General features: G+C 59.1%; 11 protein-coding genes and 1 pseudogene. 3 read left to right on the top strand and 9 right to left on the bottom strand.

Translation table 11 applies throughout. The annotated features are described in order from the left end of the window. Nucleotides 1–20 precede the first annotated feature (20 nt). Genes ACF0H7_RS07880 through ACF0H7_RS07860 form a run of 5 tightly spaced genes read right to left on the bottom strand, consistent with a single transcriptional unit; the run spans nucleotide 21 to nucleotide 4161 of the window. The gene (locus tag ACF0H7_RS07880; protein ID WP_397452207.1) at nucleotides 21–293 is read right to left on the bottom strand and encodes a DUF2160 domain-containing protein; all 273 of its coding nucleotides are present in this window, start codon (nucleotides 291–293) and stop codon (nucleotides 21–23) included. An 11-nt stretch (nucleotides 294–304) separates the two neighbouring features. Continuing rightward, nucleotides 305–1105, bottom strand: coding sequence for a carbohydrate ABC transporter permease (locus ACF0H7_RS07875; protein ID WP_397452206.1), 801 nt, complete (start codon nucleotides 1103–1105; stop codon nucleotides 305–307). A gap of 7 nt (nucleotides 1106–1112) precedes the next feature. Further along, complete coding sequence (locus ACF0H7_RS07870) at nucleotides 1113–1973, bottom strand: carbohydrate ABC transporter permease (RefSeq protein WP_397452205.1); 861 nt, start codon at nucleotides 1971–1973, stop codon at nucleotides 1113–1115. Continuing rightward, nucleotides 1970–3067 (bottom strand): ABC transporter ATP-binding protein, encoded by a 1098-nt coding sequence (locus tag ACF0H7_RS07865; RefSeq protein ID WP_397452204.1) that lies wholly within the window; start codon nucleotides 3065–3067, stop codon nucleotides 1970–1972. Before ACF0H7_RS07865 ends, ACF0H7_RS07870 begins: the two co-directional genes overlap by 4 nt. Continuing rightward, complete coding sequence (locus tag ACF0H7_RS07860) at nucleotides 3067–4161, bottom strand: ABC transporter ATP-binding protein (RefSeq protein WP_397452203.1); 1095 nt, start codon at nucleotides 4159–4161, stop codon at nucleotides 3067–3069. The genes ACF0H7_RS07865 and ACF0H7_RS07860 overlap by 1 nt, the downstream gene beginning before the upstream one ends. A gap of 322 nt (nucleotides 4162–4483) precedes the next feature. Between ACF0H7_RS07860 and ACF0H7_RS07855 the strand changes: the two are divergent. Then, nucleotides 4484–6314, top strand: a pseudogene (locus tag ACF0H7_RS07855) (sigma-54-dependent Fis family transcriptional regulator). A 139-nt stretch (nucleotides 6315–6453) separates the two neighbouring features. On the opposite strand, the gene cysS reads toward ACF0H7_RS07855, so the two are convergent. Beyond that, entirely contained in the window at nucleotides 6454–7836 is a 1383-nt protein-coding gene (cysS, locus tag ACF0H7_RS07850) for a cysteine--tRNA ligase (RefSeq protein ID WP_397452202.1), read from the bottom strand. 9 nt (nucleotides 7837–7845) lie between these two features. Then, the gene (locus ACF0H7_RS07845; protein ID WP_397452201.1) at nucleotides 7846–9540 is read right to left on the bottom strand and encodes a glutamine--tRNA ligase/YqeY domain fusion protein; all 1695 of its coding nucleotides are present in this window, start codon (nucleotides 9538–9540) and stop codon (nucleotides 7846–7848) included. 131 nt (nucleotides 9541–9671) lie between these two features. Between ACF0H7_RS07845 and ACF0H7_RS07840 the strand changes: the two genes are divergently transcribed. After that, nucleotides 9672–10172, top strand: coding sequence for a peptidylprolyl isomerase (locus ACF0H7_RS07840; RefSeq protein ID WP_397452200.1), 501 nt, complete (start codon nucleotides 9672–9674; stop codon nucleotides 10170–10172). Continuing rightward, complete coding sequence (lpxH, locus tag ACF0H7_RS07835) at nucleotides 10169–10921, top strand: UDP-2,3-diacylglucosamine diphosphatase (protein WP_397452199.1); 753 nt, start codon at nucleotides 10169–10171, stop codon at nucleotides 10919–10921. The genes ACF0H7_RS07840 and lpxH overlap by 4 nt, the downstream gene beginning before the upstream one ends. A gap of 118 nt (nucleotides 10922–11039) precedes the next feature. Here the strand turns inward: lpxH and ACF0H7_RS07830 are convergent, their stop codons facing one another. Beyond that, nucleotides 11040–12572, bottom strand: coding sequence for a DHA2 family efflux MFS transporter permease subunit (locus ACF0H7_RS07830; protein WP_397452198.1), 1533 nt, complete (start codon nucleotides 12570–12572; stop codon nucleotides 11040–11042). A gap of 63 nt (nucleotides 12573–12635) precedes the next feature. After that, nucleotides 12636–13874 (bottom strand): HlyD family efflux transporter periplasmic adaptor subunit, encoded by a 1239-nt coding sequence (locus tag ACF0H7_RS07825; RefSeq protein ID WP_397452197.1) that lies wholly within the window; start codon nucleotides 13872–13874, stop codon nucleotides 12636–12638. Nucleotides 13875–13887 lie beyond the last annotated feature (13 nt).

Below are 13887 nucleotides of genomic sequence, written 5' to 3'. Positions count from 1 at the left end.
ACCTACCGTTCACAGCGCGGCTAGCCCCAGCGCATCACCACCAACAGCCACACCAGGGACAGTAACGACGCGACCCAGATGCTCCAGTCAGTCACGCCGATTACCAGCAAATGCAGGTAGGCGCTTCCGAGAAGACCGATAAACAACCGATCACCACGGGTGGTGGAGATCGGCAACAGACCACGGCGTTCGATACTGGGCGAACGCAACTCCCACACCGTCATGCTGGTCAGCAGCACGCCGATGGCGATAAAAAAGGCGGCGGTCAGCGCCGTCCAGGACATCCACTCCATACGTCTGCTCCTCAAACCCGGCCCAGAGCAAAGCCCTTGGCCACGTGATTACGAACGAACCAGATCACCAGCATCCCCGGCAGAATGGTCAGCACCCCGGCGGCTGCCAGCACGCCCCAATCGATACCCGACGCCGACACCGTACGCGTCATCACCGCCGCGATCGGTTTTGCATCGACCGAGGTCAGCGTCCGCGCCAACAACAGTTCGACCCAGGAAAACATGAAGCAGAAGAACGCCGTGACACCGATCCCCGAACCAATCAGCGGGATGAAAATCTTGGCGAAAAACTTCGGAAAGCTGTAGCCATCGATGTAGGCGGTTTCGTCGATTTCCTTGGGCACGCCAGACATGAAGCCCTCGAGAATCCACACCGCCAACGGCACGTTGAACAGGCAATGGGCCAGCGCCACCGCGATGTGGGTATCGAACAGCCCGATGGACGAATACAGCTGGAAGAACGGCAGCAGGAACACCGCCGGCGGTGCCATGCGGTTGGTCAGCAGCCAGAAGAACAGGTGCTTGTCACCGAGGAAGCGATAGCGCGAGAACGCATAGGCCGCCGGCAACGCCACGCTCAGGGAGATCACCGTGTTCAGGCACACGTAGTACAGCGAGTTGATATAGCCGCGGTACCAACTGGGCTCGGTGAAAATCACGTGGTAGTTGGCGAAGGTGAAATCCTGCGGCCACAAGGTCAAGGTGCCGAGGATTTCGGTGTTGCTCTTGAACGACATGTTCAACAGCCAGTAAATCGGCACCAGCAAGAACAGGATGTAGATCAACAAGGGGATGAGTTTGCGCTTGGTCATGACGGCCTCAGTTCTTGTCGCCGTGGGTCATGGCGGTATAAAACAGCCAGGACACCAACAGGATGATCAGGAAGTACACCAGCGAGAACGCCGCCGCCGGGCCGAGGTCGAATTGACCGATGGCCATCTGCGTCAGGGTCTGACTGAGGAAGGTAGTGGCGTTACCCGGACCGCCGCCGGTGAGCACGAACGGTTCGGTGTAAATCATGAAGCTGTCCATGAAGCGCAGCATCACTGCGATCAACAGCACGCTCTTCATCTTCGGCAGCTGGATGTGCCGAAACACCGCCCAGCCCGATGCCCGGTCGATGCGCGCTGCCTGGTAATAGACGTCCGGGATCGCCCGCAGACCGGAGTAGCAGAGCAGCGCCACCAGCGACGTCCAGTGCCAGACATCCATCACCAATACCGTGACCCAGGCGTCCATGGTGTTGGCCGCGTAGTTGTAACTCATGCCCAAACTGTTCAGCGACCAGCCCAGCAAACCGATATCGGCACGCCCGAAAATCTGCCAGATCGTCCCCACCACGTTCCATGGAATCAGCAGCGGAATGGTCATCACGATCAGGCACAGCGACGACCAGCGACCCTTGGTCGGCATGGTCAGGGCGATGCCGATCCCCAGCGGAATTTCGATCAGCAGTACGCAAGCCGAGTACACGAACTGGCGCAGCAATGAGTCTTGCAGACGCGGGTCCTGCAACACCTGGCGATACCAGTCCGCCCCCACGAAGTAACGACTCGACTGGTCGAAGATGTCCTGCACCGAGTAGTTGACCACCGTCATCATCGGCACGATGGCACTGAACGCCACCAGCAGAAACACCGGCATCACCAGCCACCAGGCCTTGTTGTTTTGCACCTTCATGGGCTGACCTCCAGCAGGTAATCGTCGGCATAGACCATCAGCCATTGGCTGGGAAAGCTGATCCAGGCCTGCCCCTGAGGTACCGGTTTGTCTTCCTGGAGCCGAACCTTGAGCGTTTGGTCGGCCAGCCGCAGGGTGATGATTTTGTAAGTGCCCAGGTCCTCCACGTAGACCACCTCCGCGCAGAAGGCATCGTCATAGCGACCGTCCCACACATGGACGAACTCCGGGCGAATACCGATCTTCAGAGTTTTCCACGGGGTACTGGCGATTTTCTGTTGCAGCGCGTCGGACAACGGCACGTACACATCGCCGAAACCGACACCGCCGGCGTGGGGCTGGACCTCGATCAGGTTCATCCCCGGGCTGCCAATGAAGTAGCCCACAAACGTGTGCCTGGGCCGCTCGAACAATTCCCGAGGTGTGCCGAACTGCACAATGGCCCCGCCATACATGACCGCGATCTTGTCGGCGAAGGTCGAGGCCTCCAGTTGGTCGTGGGTGACGTAGACCATGGTGATGTTGAATTGCTCGTGGATCTGCTTGAGCTTGCGTCGCAGTTTCCACTTCAAATGCGGGTCGATAACGGTCAGTGGTTCATCGAACAAAATCGCCGACACGTCGTCCCGCACCAGGCCACGGCCCATGGAGACTTTCTGTTTCTCGTCGGCGGTCAAGTTGCTGGCTTTCTTTTTCAGCAGCGATTGCAGGTCCAGCACCTCGGCGATTTCCTGCACCTTGATCGACACTTTCGCCTCCGGCATGCCCTGATTGCGCAGCGGAAACGCCAGGTTGTCGTACACCGTCATCGTGTCGTAGACCACCGGAAACTGGAAAACCTGGGCGATGTTGCGTTTCTCGGGGGTCAGGTCGTTGACCACCTTGGAGTCGAACAGTACCTGGCCTTCCGACGGGCTGAGCAGTCCGGAAATGATATTGAGCAAGGTCGACTTGCCACAGCCGGACGGCCCGAGCAAAGCGTAGGCACCGCCCTGCTCCCAGACGTGATTCATCTCACGAATCGCGTAGTCATCGGCGCCAGTGGGGTTGGCGCTGTAGCTATGGGCGAGGTTCTGCAGGTGGATCTCAGCCATCAGGCAACCCTCGCAATGCGTACACCGGGCGCCTGAATCAGGCGGCCTTGTTGATCGAAAACAAACAGTTTGTGGGTCGGGATATAAATCCGGATCGGCGCGTCGACGTCGTACTCGTGTACGCCCGGCAGGTGCAGGACCAGCAGGAAATGTTCGTTGCGCACGTGGAGGAAGGTTTCCGAGCCGCTGATTTCCGCGACTTCGACCGTCACCGCCATCTCCAGATCGTCATCGTTGGACGGCACCAGGCTGATATGGCTTGGGCGCACGCCAAAGCGGTATTGACCGTCGCCGACCGGGCGCAGATCGACGTTCAACGGAAAATGCACGAAGTCGGCGAAACTCACTTCGTTGCCGCTGATTCGCCCAGGCATCAGGTTGATCGGCGGCTCGGAGAACAACTCGGCCGCTAACACGGTTTGCGGCTGGTGATAGACCTCGGGGGTCCGGCCGCTCTGAATCACTCGCCCCTCGTGCAACACCGTGGTGGTGCCGCCCAGGGCCAGGGCTTCGTTGGGTTCGGTGGTGGCGTAAATCGCGATGGTGTGACGCGCTTCGAACAGCTCGCGCATTTCCTGCCGCAGCTCTTCGCGCAATTTGTAGTCGAGGTTGACCAGCGGCTCGTCGAACAGGATCAGTTCGGCATCCTTGACCAGCGCACGCGCCATCGCCGTGCGCTGCTGCTGGCCACCGGATAGTTCCAGCGGATAGCGCGCCAGGAACTTCTCGATCCGCAACATTTTTGCGGTTTCCAGCACCTTGCTGTGTATCAGCTCTTTCGAGGCACCGGCCTGGCGCAGTGGCGAGGCGATGTTCTCGAACACGGTCATGGTCGGGTAATTGATGAATTGTTGATAAACCATCGACACGTTGCGCCGACGTACCGAGACCTGGGTGACATCCACCCCATTCATCAGGATTCGGCCGCTGTCAGGTTTATCCAGCCCGGCCATCAGACGCATCAGACTGGTCTTGCCCGACAACGTCCGCCCCAGCAGCACATTGAAGGAGCCGGGTTCGAAGCTCAGGCATGCATCATCGATCCAGATCTGGCCCTCGATGGTGCGACTGACATGCTCCAGCGTTAGTGACATGACGTGCCCTATTTATTATTGGATTCAGGGTCAACGGCGCAGTGCACCGTTCAGCAGCCGTTCAGCAAAAGCGACATTCGTGCCAACGCCATATTTTATTGAAAATATTCTTTATCTAATTGATTTATAAATATTTTATAAATTTCAATCACAGACCAACGTTCACAGGCGAACAGAAATGAACAGCGTTCGCTGAACAATTGAACAGCTCGGCTATTGACTTTGAACAGTAATGAACAACACTGGGCGGACGCCTTGAGGCCACTTCGCTCAGGCGCGCGGTAAAAAAAAACAATAAAAGGACCCGCAGGACTTATTGCCCATGGCCGTACCCAGTGCATCAATTGCCCACGACAACCTGATCAAGGATTCATGGAACCGCTGCCGCGAGTTCGGTCTGAATCACCAGTCGCGGCCATCGTTCGATCCATTGCCCAGGGATCAGGTGGCGCAGTTGCTCGAGCGCCATCATTCGCTGGTGCAGACCACGCATCAGGAAGTGCTGCCGTATTACGAGAACATCCTGAGCAACTCCAATTGCCTGATCATGCTTGCCGACAATCGCGGGCAGTTGCTCAAGTCGTGGGGCACCCAGCGTTTTGTCGATCCATCGCGCACCGAGGGGTTTCTGCCGGGTGCCAATTGGACCGAGCGCGGCACCGGCACCAATGCCATCGGCACGGCACTGGCCTGCGAGCAAGCGGTGCATATCGAACACGACGAACACTTCCTCAAGGCCAATCGCTTCATGACCGGCTCGGCGGCGCCGATTTTCGATGCGTCGCGGCGGATGATTGCGGTGCTCGACGTGTCCAGCGACAGCTTTTTGCCGCCCTCCCACACCTTGGGCATGGTGCGCATGATGAGTCAGACGGTGGAGAACCGGCTGATCCTTACCCAGTTTCAGGACACCCATTACCAGTTGACCTTCAATACCGGCCTCAACAACCTCGACAGCCAGTGGGCCGGGTTGCTGATTTTCGATGAGAGCGGGCAGATCCTCTGTTCCAATCGCCGTGCTGATAATTTGCTCGGTGTGAGCCTGCTGCGCGGTAATGTGGAAAATCTGTTCAAAAGTCCACTGTTGCATGTGCTTGGCCAGACCGAAGGGCAGGCCTTTGCCCTGCACTCCGCCGGCCACAACCGTTTTCATGGACTGCTCAGGCGCCCTCGGCAGAAAGCGCCCACGCTGCGAGTGGTGCCGAGTGAGAAAGCCCCCGCTGCGGACGAAGCCCTGACCTTGGCGACCATTGCCTTGGGCGATGCCAAAGTTGAAAAAGCCGTGCGTCAGGCCGAGCGCCTGCTGGAGAAAAACGTTCCGCTGCTGATCCACGGCGATACCGGCGTCGGCAAGGAAGTGTTCGTCAAAGCCCTGCACCAGGCCAGCTCCCGCGCGCGGCAGCCGTTGATCGCGGTGAACTGCGCGGCAATCCCGTCGGAGCTGGTCGAGGCCGAATTGTTTGGTTACGAGAAAGGCGCCTTCACCGGCGCCAACCAGCGCGGCAGCATCGGCCTGATTCGCAAGGCTGACAAAGGCACGCTGTTCCTCGATGAAATCGGCGACATGCCGCTGTCGGTGCAAGCTCGCCTGTTGCGAGTTCTGCAAGAGCGCTGGCGTTCAACCGTTGGGCAGCAGCGAGCTGTACCCAGTGGACATTCGCATCATCTCCGCCACCCACTGCCCGTTACGCGAACTGGTGCACAGCGGGCGCTTCCGCCAGGACCTTTATTACCGAATCAACGGCCTCACCGTCGAACTGCCGCCGCTGAGCCAACGCACTGATAAAGCGGCGTTGATTCAGCGAGTCTGGGCGCAACACCGGGAACCGTCGCAGTCGGCGGGTTTTGCCAGTGAAGTGCTGGAGCTGTTCCATCGCCATCCGTGGCCGGGCAACCTGCGTCAGCTCAGTAGCGTGATTCAGGTGGCACTGGCCATGGCCGACGAAGAACCCATCAGGCCCGAGCATTTGCCGGATGATTTTTTTGCCGATCTGGAGATGGAGTCTGTGTTTTCTTACTCACCGACCCCGGACGAACCGGAAGACCTGAACCGCCTGTTGCAGGCAGCCGGGGGCAATATTTCTCTGTTGGCCAAACAGTTGGGGGTTAGCCGGAATACGCTTTATAAGCGGTTGCGTGAGCAGGGAATGTAATCGCACAGACGAAACGTCCCTGTAGGAGCTGCCGAAGGCTGCGATCGACCGGGAACCGGTCGCAGCCACCGAACGCCATAAAGGTCGTACCGACCTTATCGCAGCCTTCGGCAGCTCCTACAGAAGATGGCAATTGAGGTCAGTCCGCCAAACGCCAGGTGGTGCTGCCTTTACTGTCTTCCAGCACCACGCCCATCGCCGTGAGTTGATCACGAATACGGTCAGAGGCGGCCCAGTCTTTCTCGGCACGAGCAGTCAATCGAGCCTGGATCAGCGCTTCGACTTCTGCCGCATCGACCCGCCCTTCTGCGCCTGCGCGCAAAAAGTCATCGGCTTCGAGCTGCAACACACCCAGCACGCTGGCCAATTGCTTCAAACGCGCCGCCAAACCAGCCGCCGCGGCCAGGTCGGTGTCGCGCAGACGGTTGATCTCGCGCACCATCTCGAACAACACCGCACAGGCTTCCGGCGTACCGAAGTCATCGTTCATCGCGGCAGAGAAGCGCTCGACGAACGCCTCGCCACCCACAGGCTCCGACACCGGCAAGCCTTTGAGCGCGTGATAAAACCGTTCCAGCGCGCCTTTCGACTCTTTCAGACTGTCTTCGGAGTAGTTGATCGAGCTGCGGTAATGGCTCGACACCAGCAGATAACGCACCACTTCCGGATGGTATTTATCCAGCACGTCGCGAATGGTGAAGAAGTTGTTCAAGGACTTGGACATCTTCTCACCATTGATGCGGATCATGCCGCAATGCATCCAGGCGTTGGCGTAAGGCTTGCCAGTGGCGGCCTCGCTTTGGGCAATTTCGTTTTCGTGGTGCGGGAACTCAAGGTCGTTGCCGCCGCCATGAATATCGAAGGTGTCACCCAGGCAGCAGGTCGACATCACCGAGCACTCGATGTGCCAGCCCGGACGCCCTGGACCCCATGGCGATTCCCAACTTGGCTCGCCGGGCTTGACGCCCTTCCACAGCACGAAGTCCAGCGGGTCGTCTTTCGATTCGTCCACTTCGATCCGCGCACCGATGCGCAGGTCTTCGATCTTCTTGCGTGACAGCTTGCCGTAACCGACAAATTTGCCGACGCGATAGTACACGTCGCCATTGCCCGGCGCGTAGGCGTAACCCTTGTCGATCAATGCCTGGATCATGGCGTGCATGCCAGGGATATGATCGGTGGCACGCGGCTCCAGGTCCGGCGGCAGGATGTTCAGGCGCGCTTCATCTTCGTGCATCGCGTCGATCATGCGTGCAGTCAGGGCTTCGAACGACTCGCCGTTGTCCCGGGCACGATTGATGATCTTGTCGTCAATGTCGGTGATGTTGCGCACATAGGTAAGGTCGTAGCCGCTAAACCGCAGCCAGCGGGTGACCAGGTCGAACGCGACCATGCTGCGGCCGTGGCCCAAGTGGCAGAAGTCGTACACGGTCATGCCGCACACGTACATCCGCACCTTGTTGCCATCCAGTGGCTTGAACACTTCTTTGCTCTTGGTGAGCGTGTTGTAGATCGAAAGCACGTTACTACCTCAGCTCCACGAATCGCGCAGAGTTACAGTCCGGTTGAATACCGGGCGACCTGGCTTCGAGTCCTTGATGTCCGCGCAGAAATAACCTTCGCGTTCGAACTGGAAACGGTCTTCCGGCTGAGCTTGCGCCAGGGAAGGTTCGGCACGACAACCGGTCAGGACCTGCAGCGAGTCAGGGTTGATGTTGTCCAGGAAGCTGGCACTGTCTTCGGCTTTCTCCGGGTTCGGCGAGCGGAACAGGCGGTCGTACAGTCGCACTTCGCATTCGACGCTTTCAGCAGCCGGCACCCAGTGCACCACGCCTTTGACCTTGCGGCCTTCAGGGTTCTTGCCCAGGGTTTCCGGATCGTACGAGCAACGCAGTTCGACGATGTTGCCGTCGGCGTCCTTGATCGCTTCGTCGGCACGGATCACGTAGCTGCCACGCAGACGCACTTCGCCGTTCGGCTCGAGGCGCTTGTAGCCTTTTGGCGGCTCTTCCATGTAGTCGTCGCGGTCGATGTAGATTTCACGTGAGAACGGCAGCTTGCGCACGCCCAGTTCTTCGTTCTGCGGATGACGCGGCAGTTCGAGGTGATCGACCTTGTCTTCCGGATAGTTGGTGATCACGACCTTCAATGGGCGCAACACGCACATGGCGCGCGGGGCATTCTGGTCGAGATCCTGGCGGATGCTGAATTCGAGCATGGCGAAATCGACCACACCGTCGGAACGGTTGGTGCCGATCATTTCGCAGAAATTGCGGATCGACGCCGGAGTGTAGCCACGACGACGGAAGCCCGAGAGCGTCGACATGCGCGGGTCATCCCAGCCATGCACGTGCTTCTCATCCACCAGTTGCCTGAGCTTGCGCTTGCTGGTGATGGTGTAGTTCAGGTTCAGGCGCGAGAATTCGTATTGGCGCGGCTTGCTCGGCACTGGCAGGTTGTCGAGGAACCAGTCGTACAGCGGACGGTGGCTTTCGAACTCCAGGGTGCAGATCGAGTGGGTGATGCCTTCGATGGCGTCCGACTGACCGTGGGTGAAGTCGTAGATCGGGTAGATGCACCACTTGTCACCGGTCTGATGGTGATGGGCGTGGCGAATGCGGTACAGGATCGGGTCGCGCAGGTTCATGTTCGGCGAAGCCATGTCGATTTTGGCCCGCAGTACGCGTGCGCCATCTTCGAATTCACCGGCTTTCATGCGGGCGAACAGGTCCAGGTTTTCCTCGACGCCGCGCTCACGGAACGGGCTGTTCTTGCCCGGCTCGGTCAGCGTGCCACGGTATTCGCGGGCTTGCTCCGGGGTCAGGTCGTCGACATACGCCTTACCCGACTTGATCAGCTCCACGGCCCAGTCGTGCAGTTGGTCGAAATACTGCGAGGCGTAGCGCACTTCGCCGGACCATTGGAAGCCCAGCCACTTGACGTCGCTTTCGATGGCGTCGATGTATTCCTGGTCTTCCTTGGCCGGGTTGGTGTCATCGAAACGCAGGTGCGTGACGCCGCCGAATTCCTGAGCCAGGCCGAAGTTGACGCAAATCGACTTGGCGTGACCGATGTGCAGGTAGCCATTGGGCTCAGGCGGGAAGCGGGTCACGATCTGAGTGTGCTTGCCCGAATCCAGGTCCGCCTGCACGATTGGGCGCAGGAAATTGGTAGGGACGGCAGGGCCTGCCTTGGAATTCGCAGCGGAGTCAGTGGGCTTGCTCATAGGATCCTTGGGCGTACAAGTGCGCGGCCTGGGTAGGCCGACTAAATCAAAGCGCTTATCATAGCCGAAGCTGTCAAGGTGTTGCGACCGGCGCGACCCCTTCCTCGAAGTCAAAAAGAGCGATTTTTACGATGTCCAAAGTCAAATTGAGCACCAACCATGGCGATATCGTCCTGGAACTGAACGCTGAAAAAGCGCCGGAGACGGTGGCCAACTTTGTGCAGTACGTTAAAGAAGGGCATTACGCCAACACCGTTTTCCACCGAGTGATCAGCAACTTCATGATCCAGGGCGGCGGTTTCGAGCCTGGCATGGCGCAAAAGAAAACCCGCGCCACCATCAAGAACGAAGCCGACAACGGCCTTTCCAACGACAAGTACACCGTCGCCATGGCCCGCACCATGGAGCCGCATTCGGCATCGTCGCAGTTCTTCATCAACGTCGGCGACAACGAGTTCCTCAACCACAGCGCACCGACCGTGCAGGGCTGGGGCTATACCGTGTTCGGTAAAGTGATCGAAGGTCAGGACGTGGTCGATAAGATCAAAGGCGTGGCCACCACCATGAAGGCCGGTCATCAAGACGTGCCGGCCGATGACGTGATCATCGAGAACGCCGAGATCGTTGAGTGATACTACTCATCTCTGATTTGCACCTGGAAGAACAGCGCCCGGACATTACCCGGGCGTTTCTGGATCTGCTCGACGGTCGGGCCCGCTCCGCCGAAGCGTTGTACATCCTCGGCGATTTTTTCGAGGCCTGGATCGGCGATGACGCGATGTCGCCTTTTCAGCTGTCTATCTGCAAAGCCTTGCGCGCCTTGAGCGACAGCGGCACACCGATATTTCTGATGCACGGTAACCGCGACTTCATGATCGGCCGGCGCTTCTGCAAAGCCGCTGGCTGTACGTTGCTGCCCGACCCGAGCGTGGTGCAACTCAATGGCGAACCGGTGCTATTAATGCACGGCGACAGCCTGTGCACCCGCGACGAGGCCTACATGCGCCTGCGCCGCTACCTGCGCAACCCGCTGACGTTGTGGATTCTGCGCAACCTGCCGCTGCGCACCCGCCACAAACTGGCGCGCAAGCTGCGCAATGAAAGCCGTGCGCAAACCAAAATGAAAGCCAACGACATCGTTGACGTCACCCCCGAGGAAGTGCCGCGGATCATGGAGCAATACGGGGTGAAAACCCTGATCCACGGCCACACCCACCGCCCGGCGATTCACAAGCTGCAAGTGGGGGAAGACGCGGCAAAAAGGATAGTGCTGGGGGACTGGGACAAGCAGGGATGGGCGTTGCAGGTGGATGAGCATGGGTTCCAGTTGGCGGCGTTTGATTTCATTCCGGTGCCACCCGCATTGACTCATTCAGGCTGAAAATGCGATCCCTGTAGGAGCTGCCGGAGGCTGCGATAAGGCCGGAACGGCCTTCAAACAGCGGCTGGTGCCCAGCCCATCGCAGCCTTCGGCAGCTCCTACAGGTTTTGTGTGTGTATCAATGCCCCGCCGATGCCCCGGCCTTGGCGGTAAACGGCGGTTTGGCGAACCACACCAACAAAATCAGCGCCATGAACATCCAGCCCAGCATGTAGAAGTAATCCACCGTCGACATCATGTACGCCTGACTGTTGAGCACCCCTTCAAGCTTGGCATACGCCTGACTGCTGGCGCCGCCCAAGGTAGTTAGCGCATCCCGAGTCGCCTGATCGTAGGTATTGATGCTCTCGCTCAGGTACGCATGGTGTTGGTCGGCCCGGCGAATCCAGATCCAGGTGGTCAACGAGGCGGCGAAACTGCCGCCCAGGTTACGCAGGAAGGTCGCCAGCCCCGAGCCGTCGGCAATCTGATTCGGCGGCAAGTCCGACAGCAGGATGGTCAGGGTCGGCATAAAGAACAGCGCCACACCAATACCCATGAACAACTGCACCATCGCGATGTGCCCCACATCCACCTCGGTGGTGAAATTGGCGCGCATGAAGCAGCTGGCACCAATCGCGAGGAATGCCAGGCCAGACAGCACGCGCATGTCGAACTTCTGTGCGTACTTGCCGACGAAAGGCGACATCAGTACCGGCAAAATGCCTAGCGGTGATACTGCCAACCCGGCATAGGTCGCGGTGTAGCCCATCTGCGTCTGCAACCACTGCGGCATCAGCAGGTTGATCCCGAAGAAACCCGCGTAACCCAGCACCATCGCAATCGTCCCCACGCGAAAGTTGCGGTAAGCAAACAGGCGCAAGTTGACGACGGGGTGCTTGTCGGTCATTTCCCAAATGACGAAGATCGACAAGGCAATCACCGAAATCGCGGTTCCGATCAGGATGAAGTGCGACTCGAACCAGTCCAGGTCGTTACCCTTGTCGAGCACGATCTGCAAGGCGCCGACGCCAATGATCAAGGTGATCAACCCGACGTAGTCCATCGGCTGGCGACTGGTGGTTATCGGCCGGGTGCGCATTTGCGAGCGAACCACCCATGCCGCGAAGATCCCGATCGGCACATTGATGAAGAAAATCCACGGCCAGCTATAACTGTCGGTAATCCAGCCACCGAGGATCGGTCCGGCAATCGGCGCCACCACCGTAACCATCGCCAGCAATGCCAGGGCCATCCCCCTTTTCGCCGGGGGGTACACCGCGATCAACAGCGTTTGCGTCATCGGATACAGCGGCCCGGCCACCATGCCCTGGATCACGCGAAAGCCCACCAGCTCGGGCATCGAGGTGGAGATCCCGCACATGAAAGAGGCCAGCACGAACAGCAATGTAGCCCAGATAAACAGCTTCACTTCGCCGTACCGGCGGCTGAGCCAACCGGTCAGCGGCAAGGCAATTGCGTTACTCACCGCAAACGAGGTGATTACCCAGGTGCCCTGCTCCGAACTCACGCCCAGGTTACCGGCGATGGTCGGCAAGGCGACGTTGGCGATGGTGGTGTCGAGAACCTGCATGAAGGTCGCCAGCGACAGGCCGATGGTGCACATCAGCAAACTGGGCGGCGTAAAAGAAGCGGGGGCGTTAGCGCTCATCGCAAATCCTTCGAAACTTTAGCGGTGCTCCGGCCGTGTGGCCGGAGCGGACGGATTGGCGGATCAGCGCTGGACAGTTTTGCTGGCGACGGCGCTGTTTTCGTGGATCAAACGGGTGATCAGCGTATCAGCCTGGGCCAGTTGCTCATCGTAGATCGGGGTGCTGAACGCGGGTTTCTGTGGCGGTTGCTGAGTCAGCATCGGGCCGCTCTGGTCGTGCAGATCGACGTCAACCACAGTCGACAGGCCGATCCGCAACGGGTGGTCCGTCAACTGTTCAGGGGCGATGTGAATCCGCACCGGAATCCGCTGCACGATCTTGATCCAGTTACCGGTGGCGTTCTGCGCCGGCAGCAGGGCAAACGCGCTGCCGGTACCGGCACCCACGCTGTCGACGGTGCCGCTGTACTTCACTTTGCTGCCGTACAGATCAGACTCAATATCCACCGCCTGGCCAATGCGCATCTTGCCCAGTTGGGTTTCCTTGAAGTTGGCATCCACCCACACTTCGTTGAGCGGGATCACCGCCATCAACGCCGTGCCAGGCTGAACCCGCTGGCCCAATTGCACCGTACGTTTAGCCACATAACCGGTGACCGGCGCGATCAAGGTGCTGCGAGCGTTGCTCAGATACGCCTGACGCAATTGAGCTGCAGCTGCCGCCACTTCCGGGTGCGACGACACCACGGTGTCATCCACCAACGCCGAACTGGTCGCCAATTGCTGCTGAACATTGTTCAGCGAGTTTTGCGCGGTGGTCAGGTCATCGCGAGCATGGGACAGCTCTTCCTGCGAGATCGCCCCGCCCGCCGCCAGGTTCTTACGACGGTTGTAGTTGTCCTGAGCTTTCTGCACTTCGGCGCGCTGGGCAGCCAGTTGAGCGCGGATCCCGTCGACGTTGCTGTACAAGCCACGCACTTGACGCACGGCCTTGCCCAGATTGGCTTCAGCGCTTTGCAGGCCGACTTGCGCGTCGCTCGGGTCGAACTGGACCAACACCTGCCCTTGACGGACCAGATCGCCATCATCGGCGCCGATGCTGACCACGGTCCCGGTGACCAGCGGCGTGATCGAGACCACGTTGCCGTTCACGTAGGCATCGTCGGTGCTTTCGCTCCATTGCCCGTATTTTTCGTACCAGCCCCAGATCCCCAACCCGCTGAGGATCACCACCAGCAGCACGACGAACAGCCAGATCTTGCGCTTGCGAGGATTTTGATCTTTTACAGGAGCCTGATCGGTAGGCCCGTTCTGACCTTTCGGGTCGTTGGAAGATGCAGTGTCGGTAGTGGCAGTGGCCATGACGATTACCTTA

The organism is Pseudomonas sp. NA-150 (genome assembly GCF_044336365.1).
GTDB lineage: Bacteria > Pseudomonadota > Gammaproteobacteria > Pseudomonadales > Pseudomonadaceae > Aquipseudomonas.
This window is presented reverse-complemented; position numbering and strand designations above follow the sequence as displayed.

What these genes read in the sequence shown, in the direction of transcription:
- ACF0H7_RS07880 (WP_397452207.1), bottom strand. Translation starts at nt 293, where the DNA reads ATGGAGTGGATGTCCTGGACGGCGCTGACCGCCGCCTTTTTTATCGCC.
- ACF0H7_RS07875 (WP_397452206.1), bottom strand. Translation starts at nt 1,105, where the DNA reads ATGACCAAGCGCAAACTCATCCCCTTGTTGATCTACATCCTGTTCTTG.
- ACF0H7_RS07870 (WP_397452205.1), bottom strand. Translation starts at nt 1,973, where the DNA reads ATGAAGGTGCAAAACAACAAGGCCTGGTGGCTGGTGATGCCGGTGTTT.
- ACF0H7_RS07865 (WP_397452204.1), bottom strand. Translation starts at nt 3,067, where the DNA reads ATGGCTGAGATCCACCTGCAGAACCTCGCCCATAGCTACAGCGCCAAC.
- ACF0H7_RS07860 (WP_397452203.1), bottom strand. Translation starts at nt 4,161, where the DNA reads ATGTCACTAACGCTGGAGCATGTCAGTCGCACCATCGAGGGCCAGATC.
- ACF0H7_RS07845 (WP_397452201.1), bottom strand. Translation starts at nt 9,540, where the DNA reads ATGAGCAAGCCCACTGACTCCGCTGCGAATTCCAAGGCAGGCCCTGCC.
- ACF0H7_RS07840 (WP_397452200.1), top strand. Translation starts at nt 9,672, where the DNA reads ATGTCCAAAGTCAAATTGAGCACCAACCATGGCGATATCGTCCTGGAA.
- ACF0H7_RS07830 (WP_397452198.1), bottom strand. Translation starts at nt 12,572, where the DNA reads ATGAGCGCTAACGCCCCCGCTTCTTTTACGCCGCCCAGTTTGCTGATG.
- ACF0H7_RS07825 (WP_397452197.1), bottom strand. Translation starts at nt 13,874, where the DNA reads ATGGCCACTGCCACTACCGACACTGCATCTTCCAACGACCCGAAAGGT.